This is a genomic window from Brevibacillus borstelensis (assembly GCF_036700025.1).
Taxonomy (GTDB): Bacteria; Bacillota; Bacilli; order Brevibacillales; family Brevibacillaceae; genus Brevibacillus; species Brevibacillus borstelensis.
This window is the reverse complement of the sequence record NZ_CP144922.1, coordinates 3,454,417-3,474,392: the sequence shown is the minus strand read 5'-3', so window position 1 is coordinate 3,474,392 and position 19,976 is coordinate 3,454,417. Positions and strand designations below refer to the sequence as shown.

The 19,976-nt window shown below is 51.9% G+C and carries 19 protein-coding genes; 16 read left to right on the top strand and 3 right to left on the bottom strand.

Features of this window, described 5'->3' with window-relative positions:
• The first annotated feature begins 15 nt into the window (after positions 1-15).
• From V5G20_RS16515 to V5G20_RS16495, 5 genes are all read left to right on the top strand, one after another.
• Complete coding sequence (locus V5G20_RS16515) at positions 16-975, top strand: O-sialoglycoprotein endopeptidase (RefSeq protein WP_024984903.1); 960 nt, start codon at positions 16-18, stop codon at positions 973-975.
• A gap of 92 nt (positions 976-1,067) precedes the next feature.
• Positions 1,068-1,919, top strand: a complete 852-nt coding sequence (folD, locus tag V5G20_RS16510; RefSeq protein ID WP_338461358.1) for a bifunctional methylenetetrahydrofolate dehydrogenase/methenyltetrahydrofolate cyclohydrolase FolD — start codon at positions 1,068-1,070, stop codon at positions 1,917-1,919.
• A gap of 107 nt (positions 1,920-2,026) precedes the next feature.
• Positions 2,027-3,406 (top strand): exodeoxyribonuclease VII large subunit, encoded by a 1,380-nt coding sequence (gene xseA, locus V5G20_RS16505; protein WP_003387259.1) that lies wholly within the window; start codon positions 2,027-2,029, stop codon positions 3,404-3,406.
• A complete protein-coding gene (xseB, locus tag V5G20_RS16500; protein WP_338461356.1) occupies positions 3,375-3,629 on the top strand; it encodes an exodeoxyribonuclease VII small subunit in 255 nt (84 codons plus the stop codon). Before xseA ends, xseB begins: the two co-directional genes overlap by 32 nt.
• Positions 3,629-4,525 carry a polyprenyl synthetase family protein gene (locus V5G20_RS16495; RefSeq protein WP_338461354.1) on the top strand — a complete coding sequence of 299 codons (897 nt, stop codon included), beginning with the start codon at positions 3,629-3,631 and terminating at the stop codon, positions 4,523-4,525. The genes xseB and V5G20_RS16495 overlap by 1 nt, the downstream gene beginning before the upstream one ends.
• A 62-nt stretch (positions 4,526-4,587) precedes the next feature.
• Here V5G20_RS16495 and V5G20_RS16490 read toward each other — a convergent pair whose 3' ends face one another.
• Complete coding sequence (locus V5G20_RS16490; protein WP_039070837.1) at positions 4,588-6,294, bottom strand: M3 family oligoendopeptidase; 1,707 nt, start codon at positions 6,292-6,294, stop codon at positions 4,588-4,590.
• A gap of 206 nt (positions 6,295-6,500) precedes the next feature.
• Here V5G20_RS16490 and dxs point away from each other — a divergent pair, with 206 nt between their 5' ends.
• The 7 genes from dxs to spo0A all read left to right on the top strand — a co-directional run bounded on the left by dxs (position 6,501) and on the right by spo0A (position 14,970).
• Positions 6,501-8,387, top strand: a complete 1,887-nt coding sequence (gene dxs, locus V5G20_RS16485) for a 1-deoxy-D-xylulose-5-phosphate synthase (RefSeq protein WP_024984905.1) — start codon at positions 6,501-6,503, stop codon at positions 8,385-8,387.
• Complete coding sequence (locus V5G20_RS16480) at positions 8,384-9,196, top strand: TlyA family RNA methyltransferase (RefSeq protein ID WP_172920381.1); 813 nt, start codon at positions 8,384-8,386, stop codon at positions 9,194-9,196. The genes dxs and V5G20_RS16480 overlap by 4 nt, the downstream gene beginning before the upstream one ends.
• A gap of 110 nt (positions 9,197-9,306) precedes the next feature.
• Positions 9,307-10,164, top strand: coding sequence for an NAD(+)/NADH kinase (locus tag V5G20_RS16475; RefSeq protein WP_024984906.1), 858 nt, complete (start codon positions 9,307-9,309; stop codon positions 10,162-10,164).
• A 4-nt stretch (positions 10,165-10,168) separates the two neighbouring features.
• Positions 10,169-10,618, top strand: coding sequence for a transcriptional regulator AhrC/ArgR (gene ahrC, locus V5G20_RS16470; RefSeq protein WP_003387250.1), 450 nt, complete (start codon positions 10,169-10,171; stop codon positions 10,616-10,618).
• A 16-nt stretch (positions 10,619-10,634) separates the two neighbouring features.
• Positions 10,635-12,359: a DNA repair protein RecN gene (recN, locus tag V5G20_RS16465; RefSeq protein WP_338461350.1), complete on the top strand. Its 1,725-nt coding sequence runs from the start codon at positions 10,635-10,637 to the stop codon at positions 12,357-12,359.
• A 244-nt stretch (positions 12,360-12,603) separates the two neighbouring features.
• A complete protein-coding gene (gene spoIVB / locus V5G20_RS16460; protein ID WP_003387243.1) occupies positions 12,604-13,935 on the top strand; it encodes a SpoIVB peptidase in 1,332 nt (443 codons plus the stop codon).
• A gap of 246 nt (positions 13,936-14,181) precedes the next feature.
• Positions 14,182-14,970, top strand: a complete 789-nt coding sequence (gene spo0A / locus V5G20_RS16455) for a sporulation transcription factor Spo0A (protein ID WP_024984907.1) — start codon at positions 14,182-14,184, stop codon at positions 14,968-14,970.
• A 367-nt stretch (positions 14,971-15,337) separates the two neighbouring features.
• On the opposite strand, the gene V5G20_RS16450 is transcribed toward spo0A, so the two are convergent.
• Complete coding sequence (locus V5G20_RS16450; protein WP_243014071.1) at positions 15,338-15,688, bottom strand: YunG family protein; 351 nt, start codon at positions 15,686-15,688, stop codon at positions 15,338-15,340.
• Positions 15,689-15,836: 148 nt separating this feature from the next.
• On the opposite strand from V5G20_RS16450, the gene V5G20_RS16445 reads away from it, so the two are divergent.
• The 3 genes from V5G20_RS16445 (at position 15,837) to V5G20_RS16435 (ending at position 18,212) form a co-directional block, all read left to right on the top strand.
• Positions 15,837-16,601 carry a metallophosphoesterase family protein gene (locus V5G20_RS16445; protein ID WP_338461346.1) on the top strand — a complete coding sequence of 255 codons (765 nt, stop codon included), beginning with the start codon at positions 15,837-15,839 and terminating at the stop codon, positions 16,599-16,601.
• Between the two features lie 176 nt (positions 16,602-16,777).
• Entirely contained in the window at positions 16,778-17,356 is a 579-nt protein-coding gene (locus tag V5G20_RS16440; protein ID WP_003387239.1) for a beta-class carbonic anhydrase, read from the top strand.
• Positions 17,331-18,212: a metallophosphoesterase gene (locus V5G20_RS16435; RefSeq protein WP_243014072.1), complete on the top strand. Its 882-nt coding sequence runs from the start codon at positions 17,331-17,333 to the stop codon at positions 18,210-18,212. The genes V5G20_RS16440 and V5G20_RS16435 overlap by 26 nt, the downstream gene beginning before the upstream one ends.
• Here V5G20_RS16435 and V5G20_RS16430 read toward each other — a convergent pair.
• Positions 18,209-19,075: a LysR family transcriptional regulator gene (locus V5G20_RS16430; RefSeq protein ID WP_031931810.1), complete on the bottom strand. Its 867-nt coding sequence runs from the start codon at positions 19,073-19,075 to the stop codon at positions 18,209-18,211. The genes V5G20_RS16435 and V5G20_RS16430 overlap by 4 nt on opposite strands.
• 113 nt (positions 19,076-19,188) lie before the next feature.
• Here V5G20_RS16430 and V5G20_RS16425 point away from each other — a divergent pair, with 113 nt between their 5' ends.
• Positions 19,189-19,974, top strand: coding sequence for a class I SAM-dependent methyltransferase (locus V5G20_RS16425; RefSeq protein WP_024984910.1), 786 nt, complete (start codon positions 19,189-19,191; stop codon positions 19,972-19,974).
• The last annotated feature ends 2 nt before the right edge of the window (positions 19,975-19,976 follow it).

The window sequence follows — 19,976 nt, the reverse complement described above, 5'->3', positions numbered from 1 at the left end:
GATGGGTGAAGCAGCATGACAAAGGTATTGTTGGGAATTGATACGAGCAACTACCGGACATCGTTGTGCTTGGCAGCGGAAGACGGCCGGATTGTGGCAGAAGCGAAACGACTTCTTCGAGTAAAAGAAGGCAAGCGTGGTCTGCAGCAATCAGAAGCCGTCTTTCAGCATGTGATGAACCTCCCCGAGCTGAGCAATGAGATGAGATGGACCGAATACGATATCGTTGCCGTCTGTGCAAGCGAAAAGCCGCGTCCGGTGGATGGCTCGTACATGCCGGTGTTTAAAGTGGGGGAAGGCTTGGCGAAGTCACTGTCAGCCTACATGAAGGTACCCGCCTTTTTGACGACTCATCAGGAGGGGCATATCGCAGCGGGCGAGTATACCGCAGCAGAGCGGCCGCGTGAAAACCGGTTTCTCGCGGTTCATTTGTCTGGGGGAACGAGCGAACTGCTCTTGTGCGAAAGAAAGGAAGACGGATACCAGATCGAGAAAGTGGGCGGAACGACAGATCTGCACGCAGGTCAACTGGTTGATCGGATCGGCGTGGCGCTGGGGATGTCTTTCCCGGCCGGACCACAGTTGGAAAAGCTCGCCTTGCAGGCGTCCGGAGATTTTCGCGTCTCCTCCTCAGTGCAGGGGAAATCATTCAGCTTCTCTGGACCGGAAGCGGCACTGTTGCGGGCGATTGAGGGCGGAAGCGTACCGGCCGCAGAGATTGCCAGGGCGACGGAGCAATGTATAGCAAGCACGCTGGAAAAAGTGCTCCGTCATGCCGTAGAGGAGGGTCTTCCTCGGGAAATTCTGATCGTTGGCGGTGTAGCGGCAAATCAGTACATACGAGAGCGGTTGACCAAGCGTTTGGAACATCCTGCCGTCAAGGCGCGCTTGTACTTTTGCGATCCAGTCTATTCTGGAGACAATGCGTACGGAGTGGCCATGTTGGGCTGGCAAAAACTAAAACACGAACATTAAACAATTATTAACTTTATAAAATTCGGCTTTACATCATCTCCTTGAATCGGTACACTTAACGTAGTGATCCAAACGAAGGAGGGTTCTTCGCCATGGCAGCAACTATTTTGTATGGCAAGGAAATTGCAAAAGATATTCGGGAACAATTGGCTGGCGAAGTTGCAGAACTGAAGCAAAATGGAATCGTGCCGGGATTGACCGTCGTTCTTGTGGGAGATGATCCCGCTTCGCATTCCTATGTCAGAGGGAAAGCTCGCGGTTGTGAAGAAGTGGGAATCCGCTCGGAAATCATTTATAAGGACGTATCCATCACCGAAAAGGAATTGTTGGAGATCGTCTATCAATTGAATGAAAATCCGAACGTTCACGGCATTTTGGTACAGTTGCCGCTTCCGGCTCATATCTCTGAAAAGGCAGTCATCGAGGCGATAAGTTCGGAAAAAGACGTCGACGGGTTCCACCCGGTCAATGTCGGGAACATGATGATCGGATACGATTCTTTGCTGCCTTGTACAGCCAACGGTGTAGTCGAGCTGATCAAGCGCACTGGCATGACGATCGAAGGCAAACACGCAGTCGTCATCGGCCGCAGCAACATCGTCGGAAAACCGGTATCGTATTTATTGCAGCGAGAAAATGCGACGGTGACGATGTGCCACTCGCGGACTGTTGATTTGCCGTCCTACACACGTCAGGCAGATATTTTGATCGTCGCGGCCGGCAAGGCGCACATGATCGGAAAAGAGGACGTGAAACCGGGAGCAGTGGTGATTGACGTCGGGGTAAACCGCATTGAGAGCGGCAAGCTCGTCGGAGATGTCCGCTTTGATGAAGTAAAGGAAGTAGCGAGCTACCTCACACCCGTTCCGGGCGGTGTCGGTCCGATGACGATTACAATGCTGCTGAAAAATACAATTGAAGCGGCCAGAAATCTCGCCAGGTAGTTTCTGCAGACGATTACAGGTACAGCTACCACGAAGCATGCAGAAAAAACGGTTCAGGCGAGCGATTTTTGCGTCCGTGATGAAACTTACCAAAACGGGAGGTACGCATGACGAGTCGTCAAATTTTTTCAGTCAGCGACCTGAACCGCTGCATTAAGCAGGTGTTGGAGCAGGATGTCCGCTTGCAGGACATTTGGGTGCGCGGTGAAATCTCCAACTTTGTTCATCATACAAGCGGTCACATGTACTTTACCTTAAAGGACAGCCAGTCGCGGGTCAAGGTGGTCATGTTCGCCGGCTACAATCGTTTTCTTCGCTTTCTGCCCAAGGATGGAACCAAGGTGATCGTGCGCGGTTCCATTTCTGCCTATGAACGGGACGGCGCTTATCAATTTTATGCCAAGGAAATGCAGCCGGACGGAATCGGTTCTCTTTATCTTGCCTTTGAGCAATTAAAAGCAAAGCTTGCGGGAGAAGGGTTGTTTGCCGCAGAGAGAAAACGTCCGCTGCCAGCCTTTCCGAGAAGAGTCGGGGTAGTCACGTCGCCTACCGGAGCGGCCATCCGCGACATTTGCACGACGATCAGGCGCCGCTATCCACAGGCGGAAATCGTCTTGTCCCCGGCTGTCGTCCAAGGGACAGAAGCGCCTGCTTCCATCGTTGCAGCGATTCGGATTATGAACAGTCAGCCAGACATCGATGTTCTCATCGTCGGACGTGGAGGCGGGTCGATCGAGGAGCTGTGGGCGTTTAACGAGGAGCAGGTCGCCCGTGCCATTGCAGCTTCCTCGATTCCCGTCATTTCCGCAGTCGGGCATGAAACCGATGTCACAATCGCCGATTTTGTAGCAGATGTTCGCGCTGCGACGCCTACAGCGGCAGCCGAGCTTGCTGTTCCCCATTACCTCGAATGGCTGGAGCGGGTGAAGCAGCTGGACACCCGGATGAGTCGAGCGCTGCATGGACGGCTGGCCTCGGAGCGAAAGCGTCTGGAGGGACTTGCCCAATCCTATGCGATGCGGCGACCACAGAGACGGGTGGAAGAAGCGCAGCAACGGCTCGATGAGGTTTCCCTGCGGCTGGGTCAAGCGGTCAAACACCTGATGAAAGGACGCAGGGATCGGTACAATCAGCTGTCCGATCGGGTCAGGCGGTATCGGCTTACAGATGTGGTCGAACGACAGAAAAAGGCGATTGGGCTGAGCCGTGCCCGGCTTGACGAGTTGATGAAGCAGCGTCTGGTCAAGAGCAGGATGTCTTTTGCTTCATCCGTTGCGCAGCTGGATGCATTAAGCCCGCTGAAAGTCATGCAGCGCGGATTTTCGCTCGTGTACGCTTCCGGACAACTGGTAAAATCGGTTGAGCAATTTGCTCCAGGCGAAGAACTCATGTTACGATTAAAGGATGGAAGTGCTACTGCACGCGTGGAACAGATTTACCGGGAGGAGAAGCGAGATGGCACGGAAAAAGACGGACCAAGAGGCTGACATTCAGTTTGAAGAAGCGATGAAACGGCTTGAAGAAGTGGTGAATCGGCTGGAGGAAGGCGAGATTCCTCTGGAGGAAGCGATCCAGCTTTATCAGGAAGGCGTTACGCTCTCCCGAATCTGCAGTCAAAAGCTGGATGCGATCGAAGCCAAAATCACACAGCTGATCGAAGAAGACGGCCAGCTGAAGCAAAAGCCGTTTCGTGTGGAGGGTGAAATCTGATGGCCGTATCCCTCCAATCCTATCTGGAAGAAAAGACAAGCTTCATCGAGCAGCATCTGACATCGCTGTTGGAGCGGGAGGGTGTTCCGGCTACACTGTACGAATCCATGGCGTATTCGCTGATGGCAGGGGGAAAACGCCTGCGCCCGATGCTGGTCCTGGCCGTTCTGGAAGCCCTGGACAAGCCTGTGGAGCGCGGCATCCCCTATGCGGCTGCTTTGGAAATGATACATACGTATTCGCTCATTCACGATGATTTGCCTGCGATGGACGATGACGATCTGAGGAGAGGCAAACCGACCAATCACAAAGTGTTCGGCGAAGCAACGGCAATCCTGGCCGGCGACGCCTTGCTGACGCGCGCCTTCGGATTGGTTGCCGAGCGGTACCTGAACCATCCCGACGTAAAGTCGGAGACGGTGGTAAGACTGGTTGCGGAGCTTGGAAAACGGGCGGGAGCAACCGGCATGGTCGGCGGCCAGATGGCTGATATTGAGGGCGAAGGCAAACAGCTGAGTCTGGCTGAACTGGAGTACATCCACAAGCATAAGACAGGTGATTTGCTGATTGCTGCGCTGCGGGGCGGCGGCTATTTGGCGGAAGCGACAGAGAAGCAGATGGATGCTTTGACCCAATACGGAAGAAATATCGGACTGGCCTTCCAAATCCAGGACGATATTTTGAATGTAGAAGGAGATTCCTCCCAGCTCGGCAAAGCCGTCGGAAGCGATGCGGATCGGCAAAAGGCTACCTATCCGGCGCTGATCGGCATGGACGAATCAAAGGCGCGTTTGCTGCAGCTTGTCGCCGAAGCCAAGCAAGTGTTGAGAAGCGCTGGAATGGATCACTCGGCCCTCATGCCACTGGCTGATTACGTCATGGAACGGAAAAAGTAAAAGACGCGGAGCAGTTGCTTCCGCGTCTTTTTTTCGTCATTAGATTGACAAGGTTGTTACACCTACAAAGCCTTGTCATCCACGCCGTCCAACCATTTTTTGATATCCCCGATCACGGAAGACACACAGCCGTCCTCAAACGGCGAATCCAGCTTCGCTACTTTTACCAGCTCGGTAAACGACTTGCTGCCGCCCTCCTTGCAAAGGGTAAGGTAATCGTCCCACGCCTCTGCCGGATTATGCTGGGCCCGCTTCCAGAATTGGAAGGCGCAGATTTGCGCAAGCGTATAATCGATGTAATAGAAGGGGTCCATGAAAATATGGCCCTGCTGTTGCCAGTACCCTCCGTTTTCGAGGAAATCATTGTCTTCATAATTGAGATGAGGCAGATACTTGCGCTCGATTTCGCGCCATGTCTGTTTCCGCTGCGCGGGAGTCATATCCGGATTTTCATAGATGGCGTGCTGGAATTCGTCAACCGTTACGCCGTAAGGGATGAACTGAAGCGCATCGGCGAGATGGGAAAACTTGTACTTTTCCGTATCTTCCTGAAAAAACAGCTCCATCCACGGCCAGGTCAAAAACTCCATGCTCATGGAGTGAATTTCACAAGCCTCATAGGTAGGGAAATGGTACTCCGGAACGGCGAAGTCCCTGCTCATGTAAACCTGAAAAGCGTGTCCGGCCTCGTGTGTCAAGACATCGATGTCGCCGGAAGTGCCGTTGAAATTGGCAAAGATATAAGGGAGTCGGTATTGGCTGATGTACGTGCAATAACCGCCTGTCGCTTTGCCCTTCTTGCTCAACAGATCCATGCAATCGTTCTCAAGCATGAAAGAGTAGAACTCCCCGGTTTCCTTGGAAAGCTCATTGTACATTCGCTTGCCGTTTTCCACGATCCATTCGGGAGAGCCCTTGGGCGTAGGATTTCCGGTAGCGAACTGGAACGGCTTGTCATAGTAGCGCAAAGTCTCCACGCCAATTCTTTCACGCTGTCTTTCATACAAGCTGCTGGCGACAGGAACGATATGCTCCAGCACCTGTTTGCGGAAGACGGCCACCATTTCTGCATTGTAATCCGTCCGATTCAGACGGGCATAGGCCAGCTCTGTAAAGCTTTGATAGCCGAGCTTGCGGGCGATTCGGGTACGCACCTTCACAAGCTCGTCATAGATGCGATCAAGCTCTTCGCCATGCTCGCGGAAAAAGCTGTAGCGAGCCTCGTGCGCTCTCTTTCTCATCTGCCGGTCGATAGATGTCTGGAACGGGATCAATTGCGGCAGTGTCCGCTCTTCGCCCTCGAACTGAATGCGGGCCGAAGCGATCAAAGCCATGTATTGGCTGCTTAGCCGGTTTTCCTCCTGCAAGTCGAGAACGACCTCGGGAGAAAAGGTGCGAATCTTGGTTTCGGCGATGCGGAAGAGCTGCGCTCCCCATTTGGCCTCCAGCTCCTTGCGGAAACGGGACTGGACAATCGCCTCATAATACTTTGTCACCAATCCTTGATACTGTGGTCCTGCTTCATCCCAATAATCCTGTTCGTCCTTGTAAAACGAATCGGTTGTGTCGATCGTGTGTCTGATGTGAGAAATTTCACGTGCAGACTCTACCTCCTGACGGATCTCCTGGATGCGGAGCATCGCCTCGTCTTGCTCCTGCCAGGTGGACGCCCGCTGGAAGGCAGCAAGCTGCTCTTCAAATCGGGCTTCGATCGCTGCCAGCGGGATGCGTTCATAGTTGATTTGTGAAAAAGGTACTGCTGTGCTCATGGACGAAACCCTCCCATAAAAGGTTTGATGGATTGATTTTATTTTACCAGAAGCTGGACGCGATTTCTCTTGAAAACAGATGAAAGTGGAGTTTTTATGAAGAAACCGTTATAATGAAGCAAGCTAAATGAACCAAGGTTGTCCGAAAGTGATTCGGATTGCAGCATACCCAATGACCCAAGAATGAGTGAAAGTGAGGAATAGTAATGCTGCTAACTAGCATCAACAATCCTCAAGATCTGAAGAAATGCTCATTGCCTGAGCTATACGCACTGGCAGACGAGATCCGACAGTTCCTTGTGGAAAACCTGTCCAAAACGGGCGGCCATCTGGCACCTAATCTTGGTGTAGTGGAATTGACGCTCGCCCTACACTATGTATTTAACAGCCCGGTAGATAAGTTGATTTGGGACGTAGGACATCAAGCCTATGTACATAAAATTTTGACGGGCCGGCGCGAAATGTTTCCGACGCTTCGCCAGTATAAAGGATTGTGCGGCTTTCCGAAAATGTGCGAAAGCCCGCATGACGTCTGGGAAACAGGGCACAGCAGTACGTCCCTGTCCGCCGCTATGGGAATGGCAACCGCACGCGATTTGAAAAAGGAAAAGAACCACGTCGTGGCGATCATCGGCGACGGTGCCCTGACTGGCGGTATGGCGCTGGAAGCGATGAACCACATCGGCCATGAAGGCAAAAATGTCATCGTTGTGCTCAACGACAATGAAATGTCCATCGCGCCAAACGTGGGTGCCCTGCACAATTATTTGGGCAAATTGCGCTCCGCGACCAATTACAAACGAGCAAAGGAAGAGCTTGAGCATTTGCTGAAATCGATTCCGGCGGTAGGCGGAAGGCTTGCCCATATGGCGGAGCGATTCAAGGACAGCATGAAGTATTTGCTCGTCTCCGGCATCTTGTTTGAGGAACTGGGCTTTACCTATATCGGTCCGATTGATGGACACAACATGGAGCTCATGCTCGACACCCTGAAAACGGCGAAACAGACGAAGGGGCCGGTGCTGATCCATGCCATCACCAAAAAAGGCAAAGGCTACGCGCCTGCAGAAGCGGATTCGGTCAAATGGCACGGTATCGGCACGTACAAAATCGAGTCTGGCGATACCCCGAAATCGGCACCTATGTATACGAAGGTGTTCGCGGACACGATGATCAGTCTGGCCGAAGAGGACGAGCGGATCGTGGCGGTAACACCGGCTATGCCCGCGGGCTCCGGTCTGATCCCGTTTGGCGAGCGCTTCCCGGATCGGCTGTTTGACGTAGGGATTGCAGAGCAGCACGCATGCACGTTTGCCGCAGGCTTGGCAACACAAGGCTTGAAGCCTGTCTTCGCGGTTTACTCGACATTCCTGCAGCGGGCCTACGACCAGTTGATTCACGACGTGGCCCGGCAAAAGCTGAACGTGATCTTTGCCGTTGACCGGGCAGGCCTGGTCGGTGCTGACGGGGAGACGCATCAGGGCGTGTATGACATCGCATTTATGAGGGCCATCCCGAATATGGTCATCATGGCGCCGAAGGATGAAAACGAGCTGCGCCATATGATGAAAACGGCGGTCGCGTACGAGGACGGTCCGATATCCTTCCGCTATCCCCGCCTAAGCGTCCGAGGCGTAAAGATCGATGACGAGATGAAGCCGCTTCCGATCGGAAAGGCTGAAATCGTCCGCGAAGGAAGAGACGTCGCGATCCTGTCATTTGGTCATATTTTCGAAATCGCGGAACACGCGGTGGAACAGCTCAGCCGCGAAGGGATCCATCCGATGCTGGTAAATGCCCGCTTCTGCAAGCCGCTTGATGCGGAGCTGCTGACCAGGCTGGCACGGGAAGGCTATGACCTCATTACAGTTGAGGAAGGCTCCGAGATGGGCGGCTTTGGAAGTGCTGTCCGCGAGTTTTTGGCTGAAGCGGGGTACCATCATATCCGAGTCAAAACAATAGGCGTTCCCGACTATTTCGTCGAGCATGGCAGCGTGAAAGAACAACGGCTGGAGGTCGGATTGACGGCTGAGCAAATCGTCGCCTGTGTCCGCGCATTTTTGCCCGTATCGAAAGGCGTTGTCGAGGCATGAAAAAGGAACGGCTGGACGTTCTGCTGGTAGAACGCGGATTGTATGACACCAGAGAAAAGGCAAAAGCGGCAGTAATGGCCGGTCTCGTACAGGTGAAAGGGGAGCGGTGCGACAAGCCGGGCACCAAATTTCCCGAGGATATTGCCATCACGGTAAAGGGCGAGGTTCACCCGTATGTGAGCCGCGGCGGATTAAAGCTGGAAAAAGCATTGAACATATTCGACCTCGTCATAGACGGCAAAGTCATGATGGATATCGGTTCCTCAACAGGCGGATTTACGGATTGCGCACTGCAAAATGGCGCGAGAAAAGTGTATGCGATTGATGTTGGCTACAATCAGCTCGCCTGGTCGCTGAGGAAGGACGAGCGGGTCGTGGTGATGGAACGAACGAATTTCCGTCACATGGACCCCGACAGCTTTGAAGATGAGCGGCCGGAAGTCGCTTCCATTGATGTGTCCTTCATTTCGTTGAAACTGATATTGCCGGTCTTGTATCGTTTTTTGGAACAAGGCGGCGACGTCGTTGCCCTCGTAAAGCCACAGTTCGAGGCAGGCAAGGAAAACGTCGGGAAAAACGGCATTGTTCGTGACCCGGACATTCACGAGGCTGTGTTGATCGACATTGGACAAGCCGCGATGCAAATCGGCTTTTCGTTGCACGGTCTTTCTTACTCGCCCATTACCGGAGGAGAAGGAAACATCGAGTTTTTGCTGCACGCAAAAAAGGCAGGCGGAGGCTTCGCTTCGGAGGAATGGCTGAAAAAGGTGAGTGAGACTGTGGCTATCGCTCACCGCGAATTGAAGTGAAAGTAGGACAAAAAGCCTCGATGCGGGAAGTCGAGGCTTTTTTTGTATGCATGAAAAGTTGTATACTTGTATAAGGATTTCCAACCGACGAAGTTTTGGGGTGGGCCATGTTGAAGACGTTTGGTATCGTAGCGAATAAAGGAAAACCTGAGGCCCGCATTGTGGCCAGAGAATTGGTATATTTGCTGGAGGAAAAAGGAGCCAGAGTCCTTCTGGATGAACAGATGGCTTCTTACGTAGGCAGAGGGGATATCGGGACAAGCCTGGAAGCGATCGGCTCTGAAGCTCAGCTTTTGTGTGTCCTGGGCGGAGACGGCACCTTGCTTGGCATCGCGCGCCGCTTGGCAGGACGCTCCTTGCCGATTTTGGGCATCAATCTGGGAACGCTCGGGTTTCTCTCGGAAGCCGACCCGGAGCATTTGCCCCACGCCGTCGACAATCTGCTTTCTGGACAATACTACATTGAAGAACGCTCCATGCTGGAGGCAGAGCTGGTCCGAAACAAATCCACGCTTGCCCGCTATACGGCGATGAATGACATCGGGATTGCCAAAGGGTCGTTCTGCCGCATTATTCAATGTGCGGTTTATTTGGACGATGTGTATGTGGCAACCTTCAGCGGCGATGGGGTGATCGTATCGAGTCCGACAGGCTCTACAGCGTATTCTCTATCTGCCGGCGGTCCGATTGTGGCGCCGAATGTCGATATGCTGCTGCTGACGCCTGTAGCGCCGCATTCTTTGACTGCCCGCCCGATGGTGCTATCGCCCAATCAGGTTATTCGGATTGAGGTGGATGCCATTCATCACGAAATGGGCTTGTCTATAGATGGGCAATTCGGATACAAGCTGGAGGGTGGCGATCAGATTTTCATCCGCAAGTCGCCATATGTGACCCCATTGGTCAAATGGAAAAAAGGCGGCTTTTTTGAAACAATTCGCACCAAATTACAAGGGGAATGGGAGTAATCGCATGAATAAAGGACAAAGGCATATTCGCATTCGTGAAATTATCGGAAATAACGAGGTGGAGACGCAGGATGAGTTGGTAGACCGTTTGCGCGAAGCGGGTTTTAACGTGACCCAGGCGACAGTCTCCCGAGACATCAAGGAGCTTCATCTGGTGAAGGTTCCGTTGCCGGATGGCCGCTACAAATACTCGCTCCCTGTCGAGCAGAAGTTCAATCCGATCCAGAAGCTGCGCCGCATGCTGGTTGATTCGTTTGTCAGCATGGATCACGCCGATCACTTTATCCTGCTGAAGACGCTGTCCGGGCATGCCAATGCAGTAGCGGAGCTGATCGACAATTTGCCTTGGGAAGAAATCATGGGCACCATCAGCGGCGACAATACCATTTTGATTATTTGCCGCTCCAAGGAAAACTCTGAAGAAGTGACCAAGCGGCTCATGGAAATGCTGTAAGGAGTGGGGAAACAGTATGCTGCTGGAGCTTTCCATACGCAATTTTGCGATCATCAAATCCGTAACCATTTCTTTTCAAAAAGGCTTAAACATTTTGACCGGGGAGACCGGTGCGGGAAAATCGATTATTATTGATGCGCTCGGCCTGCTGCTGGGAGGCCGGGCCTCGACTGATTTTGTCCGGTACGGGGAAACGCGGGCAGAAGTCGAGGGTCTGTTTGAGCTGCCCAGCGGCCATCCGGCCTTTTCGGTTTGCGAGAGCTTCGGTGTTCAGGTAGAGCAGGACAACACGCTTGTCGTCAGGCGCGATATTTCCAGTCAGGGAAAAAGCATCATCCGCATCAACGGACAGCTTGTCACCCTTGCCATGCTCAGGGAGCTGGGCCCCTGGCTGGTGACCGTCCACGGACAGCATGACACTCATATGCTGATGCAGGCGGACAAGCACATACACTGGCTCGATTCCTACGGCGAAAAAGAAATGGGATCGGCCAAACAGGAGTATGCACAGTTGTTTGGCCTCTATTCAAAGACGAGACAGGATCTGGAACGGATGTCCAAAAACGAACGGGAGCTCGTTCAGCGGATCGATCTGCTGCAATACCAGTTAAACGAAATCGAGGCAGCATCCCTGGCGCCCGGAGAGGACGAAAAGCTGCTTCAGCAGAGAAAGAAATGGATGAACATTGAGAAGGTATTTGCAGGCATCCAGGACGCCTACCGGGCCCTGCACGGCGACCAGCGCGGAAGCGAGTGGCTTGGACATGCCATGAGCGAGCTGGAACGAATTGTCTCCTATGATGATCAGTTGGGACCGATACTCGAGACGGTCCAAAGCGCATACTATCAGGTAGAAGATGCAGTGCACCAGCTCAGACAGCTCTCCGACCGGCTCGATTTTGAACCGGAGCAGCTTCAGGAAGTAGAGAGAAGGCTGGATTTGATCCAGACGCTGAAGAGAAAATACGGGAAAAATGTAGACGATATTCTGGAATATGCGGCAACGATTCAGGATGAATTGGACGAAATGCATCATTACGATGACCGTCTGCAGCAACTGGAAAAACGGCTGGTTGAGCTGGCTGCCGATCTCGCCGTCGAGGCACTGGAGCTGTCCATGATCCGCCGCAGCTGTGCAGAAAGGCTTGCCAAGGAAATTGAGCAGCAGCTTCGCGAATTACATATGGAGCGCGCCCGCTTCGCCATCGATGTCCGGCAAATTCCCGATGAAAACGGGGTGGAAATCGAGGGAGCCAAATGGCGCGTCGATGCCAACGGAATCGATACCGTCGAGTTTTTAATTTCGCCCAATCCGGGAGAGCCGCTGCGCCCTTTGGCCAAAATCGCTTCCGGCGGTGAGCTTTCGCGGGTCATGCTGGCGATCAAGACGATTTTGGCCGGTACCGACCAGGTGCAGACCTTGATTTTCGACGAGGTCGATACAGGGGTAAGCGGAAGGGCTGCCCAAGCCATTGCTGAAAAGCTTGCACGTGTCGCGCTCCAGCGTCAGGTGTTGTGCATCACACACCTTCCGCAGGTAGCTTCTCTCGCGGATGCCCATTTCCTGATTCAAAAGGAGATGAGCGAGAACGAAACAATGACGCTCGTTCACAGCTTACGCGAGGAGGAGCGGGTCACCGAGCTGGCCCGCATGCTGAGCGGAGCCGAGGTTACAGCAAAAACAGAAGAGCACGCGCGCGAGATGATCACGCTCGGGCGACAACGAAAAGCTGCCAAGTAACCGGGCAGCTTTTTTGTTTGCTGTTGTACCGAATGCGGAGCGTTTCAGGTAAGGTTTACGCAGCAAATAGCAATTGATACACCCATTGACAGCTCCCTGTCCACCGAGGTTTTCAGTGCTGTATTCTTGCGACTGGTGTTAGATTTTCCTGACATAATCCATTGCCGCGCAGGCAATAGTATAACTACACAAGGTGGAGGTGTTATCTGTAGGTGTAGGTAGGGAACGGTAGGAGTGATTGCTGGTGATCCGTCACAACAGAAGAAAATGGATGGGAAGTCTCCTTCTCCTTATCACGGCGCTTGTCGTGAGTTCCACCCCGTTCCACGACCTGTCTTCTTTTCCCCATGAATTACGCCTGATGGAAGGCTCCTTGAAGCAACTGCGCGTCTCTATGCCCGTCATGGGTACGTTGGTCAACAGCAACCCGGAAATTCTGCATGTCAATGGAACGGAAGCCCGGGAAGTTTCTGTGGATCTGAGTCAGCCAGTTTCGGTAGAACCGAAGAGGGCGGGAGAAGCCAATTTGCAGGTAAAGTGGCGCAACATCCCGCTGAAAGCGGTCAAGGTAAATGTGCTGCCTGATTTGCGGGTGATTCCGGGCGGTCAGTCTATCGGCGTCAAATTGCAGACTGCTGGCGTTCTTGTCGTTGGTCATCATCTGGTTGACACAGGAAAAGAAAAAGTCTCACCAGGGGAACAAGCGGGTGTACATGTCGGGGACAGTATCATTAAAATGAATGACTTGTACATCAATGACATGAACGATGTCAAAAAGCTGGTAAGTGAAGCCGGCGAAAAGCAGACACCTTTGCAGCTCCTCATCGTCCGGGGCAAAGAGAAAGTAAATGTGACGCTGAGGCCTGCTAAAGACAAGAAGGATGAGGAGTACCGGATGGGTTTATACATTCGTGATTCGGCTGCAGGTGTCGGTACGCTTACTTTTTACGAGCCGAATTCGAAAGCTTACGGAGCATTGGGCCATGTCATCTCCGACGTGGACACTGGACAGGCCATTGTTGTCGGCGACGGTCAAATCGTACGGGCGAGTGTGACCTCGATTGAAAAAGGGCAGAGCGGGAATCCTGGAGAAAAGTTTGCCCGTTTTTACAATGAAAGCGAAGTGTTGGGCAACATTACGAAAAATTCGCCGTTTGGCATATTCGGGAAAATGAACGAGGAGCCAAAAAGAAGCTTTTATCCCGAGCCCATTCCCATCGCTCTGGCCGAACAGGTAAAAGAGGGACCAGCCAAAATCCTTACCGTGGTAGAAGGTCAAAAGGTAGAAGAGTACTCCATTGAGATCGTGAATGTCGTGAAGCAGCATTTCCCTGCCACGAAAGGCATGATCATCAAGGTGACAGATAAGCGATTGCTCGAAAAAACCGGTGGGATCGTACAGGGAATGAGCGGAAGCCCGATTATCCAGGATGGAAAGATGGTCGGTGCGGTTACCCATGTATTTGTGAATGATCCGACCTCCGGCTATGGTTGCTATATCGAATGGATGCTGCAGGATGCAGGATTGCAGGTTCGTCCGGGACAGCAATCCAAACCGTCCGGAAGTGCAGCGTAAGCAAAGACGAGGTCGTCTCGCCAAAAGGTGAGCCGGCCTTTCACTTTTTGAGCAAAACGTGGAAATCATTGTCGAAATATCGGAAAAATCATTCAATCTTTCGTCATTGGCAGGAATGCCACTGGCATTGTCGAATTATTTTTGGAGTGAAAAGATGGTATGGGCATATGTTGAGGGATTCATTACTTCTGAGAATACTTCCACCTTTTTTCCCAAACAGACCGTTGATTGTAAGGAGGAACGACCTTGAGCAAGATTGAAGTGTTGTTGGCGGATGACAATCGGGAATTTGTGAACCTGCTGGAAGAGTACATAAGCAGCCAGCATGATATGAACGTGATCGGTGTGGCGTATAACGGAAATGATGTCATTCGCCTGCTCCAAGAACGCATTCCGGATGTCCTTATTTTGGATATTATCATGCCTCATCTGGATGGATTGGCCGTATTGGAACAAATCCAAGCCATGAGACTCACTCCTCAACCAAAAATTATTATGCTGACGGCATTCGGGCAAGAGGAAATCACCAAAAAGGCAGTCGAATTGGGGGCCGCCTATTACATCCTGAAGCCTTTTGACATGGAGGTCTTGGCACAGCGAATCCGTCAGATGACGAATAGCAAGCCTTCAAGCTCTTTTGTGACCGCTGTCAAGTCGCAAAACCCATTGCAGATCAGAGGGCGCAATCTTGACGCCAGCATCACCAGCATTATCCACGAGATCGGGGTTCCAGCGCATATTAAAGGATATCTGTATCTGCGGGAAGCGATCACGATGGTGTACAACGACGTGGAATTGCTGGGGTCCATCACGAAAGTGCTGTACCCTGATATCGCCAAGAAGTTTAATACGACTGCAAGCCGTGTAGAGCGTGCCATCCGTCATGCGATCGAGGTGGCCTGGTCCCGCGGAAATCTGGATTCCATCTCCAGCCTGTTCGGCTATACGATTTCCAACACCAAGGCGAAGCCGACGAATAGTGAATTTATCGCCATGGTGGCGGACAAGCTGCGGATTGAGGCGAAGATCTCATAATTGCGATATTACAAAAGGTAATGACCGCAAGCCTTCCGCTGTTTGGCGCAACTTTTATGTTGAGCATTGCGAGGATTCCGCTAAACCGTTACCGGGAAATGTATGGTATTTGATGGCGTGCCGACCGGAAGGCTTTGCGCGATTGAAGACCCCGTATGGGTGTCCGTAACGTACGAAGGCATATCTGTGGCCTTGCAGTACAAACGGACCTGATACGGGGCTTTTTATCGAACTTGGGGCGATTGCATGCTATTTCGTCTTTCTTAAAGAAAGGGCGAGGAAGATGACAGCCAATGAAAGACAGAACCAAGAAAAAACAAGTAGAAAAGTTTGTATTTACCAACTGCTTACTATGATAAACCAGTTTTCAGCGATTAAGTTTTTCAAGTACCTGTGTTTTTAAATAGCTGTACTGTTTATCATTGGTATCACAGAATGCTTCCTCTCGATTGGAAGGAATGTCTTGGTAGTGAGGTATTTCAGAAAATTGAGATTCTGTAAAATCACAACGTATTCCGTCAATTTTGTTGTAATAATGCCATCCTTCAGGGGTTTTCGTTTTCAAGATTTCTCCACCAAAAAGATCGTTTACAACCAGTGCAGTTACTCCACATTGTCCATTGGCAGGGTTTTGGGAGGACCATTTTGAACTAGATTCAATCGACCAAACCTTTAGGAATATTTTTGATAAATCGCTAAAACGTTCTTCAATAAGCACAGTAGATTCTCCTTCACAGTGTAAATGGTCCGCGCAATCCCAATATAACACATTGTGTATCGTGTCGATCCAAATCTTAAGATTTACTGTTCTGGAGGATGAGAGTAAAGGCGTAAGCCAAGACTATCCCACTTTCTGGAGGTTCCACATGAGACTGGCTGTCCTGTCAGATACACATGGAAATGCAATTGCTTTTGAAGCCGTTATCCAAGACTTAAACAGTCAAAGCCCCGATGCCATCGTATTTCTCGGAGATATCGTCATGCGGGGACCTCAGCCAAGCGAATGTATACACATGATAAGGTCATTGGAGCCTCTAGCCGTTATTCGCGGAAATTATGACGATATGTTTACCCGATTCCCAGCACCTGGGTGGGTCCCAAGCAACGACAAGGAAGAGCTGGTCTTGCGGGCCTACGAGTACGACTGTAAACGGATTGCGCACGATGATCAGGAATGGTTGGCAAACCTTCCTGTGGAGCGAGCCTGGACATTTGAAGACGTCCCTACGGAGATGTATCATGCTGGACCCGATTCGCTGGTCAATGTCGTCTATCCGTGGGCAAGCCTGGATGAAATGGACATATTAAACCGGAGTGAGCATACCAGGCTTGTCCTGTTTGGACATGTACACCATGCGTATGCGCGTCAGGGAAAGGGAAGATTGATCGTCAATTGCGGGAGTGTCGGCCTGCCGTTTGATGGCGATAATCGAGCAAGCTACGCCATTGTGGACTTTAACAAAAGGGACATTGCCGTTCAACTCAGAAGAGTTGCCTACGACATCGAAAAAGCGCTTGCCACCGCAAAAGCATTGAAAATGCCGGACGTGGAAGCGTATGAATACGCTCTCAGATTGGCTCGTTATCCGTACAACGATTATAAGAAATTGATACAAACGGCTTCATCATGAATGAAAGTGATTTTCTTACAGCAGATGGCGATCGTGCAAAAAAACGGCTGAACGAATGAAGAATGAAAAGGGAATATCCTTCGAGCAATCGGGATGAATATGCTCAATACAGTTGCACACCGGGAAGAACCATGTAAAATAAAAATGAGAAAAACGGGAAAGGCAGGTGCCGACCAGTGAACATCATTGACGAAATTCTGGCGCATAACCGGGCATTTATCGAGAACAAGGAATACGAGAAATATCAGACAACGAAATTCCCTGACAAGCGATTAGTCGTGCTGTCCTGCATGGATACCCGGCTGGAAGAATTGCTTCCAAAGGCAATGAATTTGCGAAACGGCGATTTCAAGCACGTAAAAAGTGCGGGAGCTGTCGTTTCTCATCCGTTCGGCAGTATCATGCGGAGTATTTTGGTTGCGATCTACGAGCTGAACGCTGAAGAAGTGGTCGTGGTAGGTCACTACGATTGCGGGATGAGCGTGATCAATGCCGACAATATGATGGCGAAAATGAAAGCAAGAGGGATCACAGAGGAAACCTTCAATATCATCAAACATTCTGGCTTCCGCCTGCACTCCTGGCTGCGCGGCTTTGACCACGTGGAGGATAGTGTGAAACAAAGTGTGGAAGTGATTAAAAACCATCCGCTGCTGCCAAAAGAGGTTCCGGTTCACGGCCTCTTGATCGATCCGGTTACAGGCAGACTGGATCGGGTAGTAGATGGATATGAACTGGCAACCCCGGTTAAGTAATTCCAACGCTTCGCATGTTACGCGCAGAACCTTTATGCAAAAAGCGGCACGCTGGTTTTTTGGGGCAATTGGGCTGGGAATAGCGACGACTGGTTACGCCTATGGTGTAGAGAGACACAGGCTCGAGGTAGTCAGTCAACCGGTTGCCATTCCGGATCTTCCGGAGCAATGGAAGGGCGTGCGTATCGTTCATTTCAGCGATTTGCATTTGGGACACTACCTGGGCGTTGAAGAACTTGAAAAGGTTGTTGACCGGATTAATGAACAACAGCCGGATCTGATCTGTTTTACCGGAGATTTGGTAGACAAAAGCACTAGATTGCTGTCTACCGCGATCCCGATCCTGGCTCGGCTGCACGCGCCTCTCGGCAAATTTGCTGTTCTCGGAAATCACGATTGGCGATACGGAGAACAGGGAATCGTCCGTCAAGCTCTTCTGGATTCAGGATTTTCGGTTCTGATCAATGAGCACATCAAGCTACAAAAAGAAGGCGACGCACTTTTTGTAGCGGGGATGGACAACGTGCTGCACGGCGTTCCCGATCCGCGGAAGGCTCTGGACGGAATAGCTGAGGGAGATACGGTGATTTTGCTCGTCCACGAGCCTGATTTCGCGGAAGAAGCAGCCAAGCACCCTTTTGCCCTGCAGCTTTCCGGCCACAGCCATGGCGGGCAGGTGAGGCTGCCGCTCCTGGGACATGTCATTACGCCCCCCATGGGACAAAAATTTGTGCAGGGACTGCAACACGCGGGAGATGGCAAGCTGCCGGTGTATATCAATCGGGGAATCGGTACGACGATATTGCCGGTAAGACTTTTCTGCCGGCCGGAAATTACTGTACTCACTCTTGTTTAATAGACTTGCTTGATCCATTGGACGAATGGCATGAATGCCTCGTCCTCTTTTTTTGCATGCAGATAAGCAATTAGCGTGGGGCGGGTAAATTCGCCGTGAGAGATATCGAGTGCAGCAAGTCTGCCTGCACGCACCTCATCCTGAACCGTCCGCTCGGGAAGCATCGTCACGCCCAACTGCTGCTGCACCATTTTGATGACGGCGCTAAAGCTGTCCAGCTCCATAATCACATTGGGAAAGACGCCATGCTGAGCGAGGAACCGATCGACGCGCTGGCGAAAAGGAGCGCTTTGACTGCCAAATGCGATGACGGGCTCCGAACCCCAGCGCCCAAATCCGGGAAATGTGTCCGCCCATGGATGTTCGGGTGAGGTGACCAGCATGACGCGATCGCTCGGCAAAAATTCCTGGTGTATGTGGGGATGGTAGACTTCGTGGCCGAGGAAGGCGATGTCTGCCGTACCAGTCAACAGGGAAGAGATGGATTCCTCGTAGAGGGTAGAGCGGACGTAGCAGGTAAAATGCGGATGCTCCTTGCGATACTGCCCGAGCAGGCGGGGCAGTTCGTAGGAGGCAAACGCTTTTCCGGCAACTACGGTGAGGGACTGACGTTCTTCGCGATGAGTCGAAAAGGCGCGAAGCTGTTCCACTACGGTCGCGGCAACAGGCAACAGGCGTCGTCCTTCAGCTGTCAGGCTTACCCCGGTGCTTGTACGGGTGAACAAGGGAGTTCCTACCTGTCTCTCCAATTGCTTCAGCCTGTGCGTTACCGTAGACTGCGCCAAAAAGAGTGCGTGGGCTGCTCGATTCAGCGAGCCGTGCCGGGCAATTGCCAAAAAAATCTCCAGACTGTCCAGATCCATACGGCTTCCTCCCGCAGAATGATTGGTTATCTGATTTCTCGATAACCTGCTATCGATATTCTATAACAAATGGCTGAAAAAAGGGAATATTATGGATGCAGGAGGTGGTCTTCGTGGAGAAAGAAGCGAAAATCAAGCGACAAGTCCAAGAGCAGTTCGGCAAAAACGCCAATGCCTATGTAACGAGCGAGACGCACGCAAAAGGGGAGGATCTTCCGCTCATCATCGAATGGACGCAGCCTCAACCGGAATGGGTGGTGCTGGATGTCGCGACTGGGGGAGGACATGTAGCCAAGACATTGGCTCCTCACTGCAAATGGGTAGTTGCTACCGATCTGACTGGACCGATGCTGGAAGCAGCGAGGGCGGCTCATCAAGCAGCGGGGTTGAGAAACATCGGCTATACGGTGGCTGACGCCGAACGCCTGCCTTTTCTCGCGGACTCCTTTGACGCTGTCTTGTGCCGAATTGCCGCCCATCACTTTCCCAACCCGGGAGCTTTTGTCCAGGAGGCAGCACGTGTACTTCGACCCGGCGGCGTGTTTGTCTTCATAGATAATATCGTTCCCGATTCAGAGGAAATAAGCAGCTTCATCAACCGTTTTGAGGCGATGCGAGACCCGAGTCACGTCCGCTGTCTCTCCCGCACGGAATGGATCAGCCTGGTGGAACAAGCAGGTCTGTCGGTCCAAAGGGAGCGGCAGCGAAAAAAACGGTTTTCCTTTCCCGAGTGGGTAGCACGGACGTCTGAATCGCGGGAGCAGGAAAAAGCCGTTGAACAGTTGCTCATACATGCTTCCAAGGACATTCACGACTATATGGGTGTGACGTTAATCGATGGGCGCGTAGCCGGGCATGAGATCGATGAATGGATGGCAGTCTGCAAAAAGGAAGTCTAAGG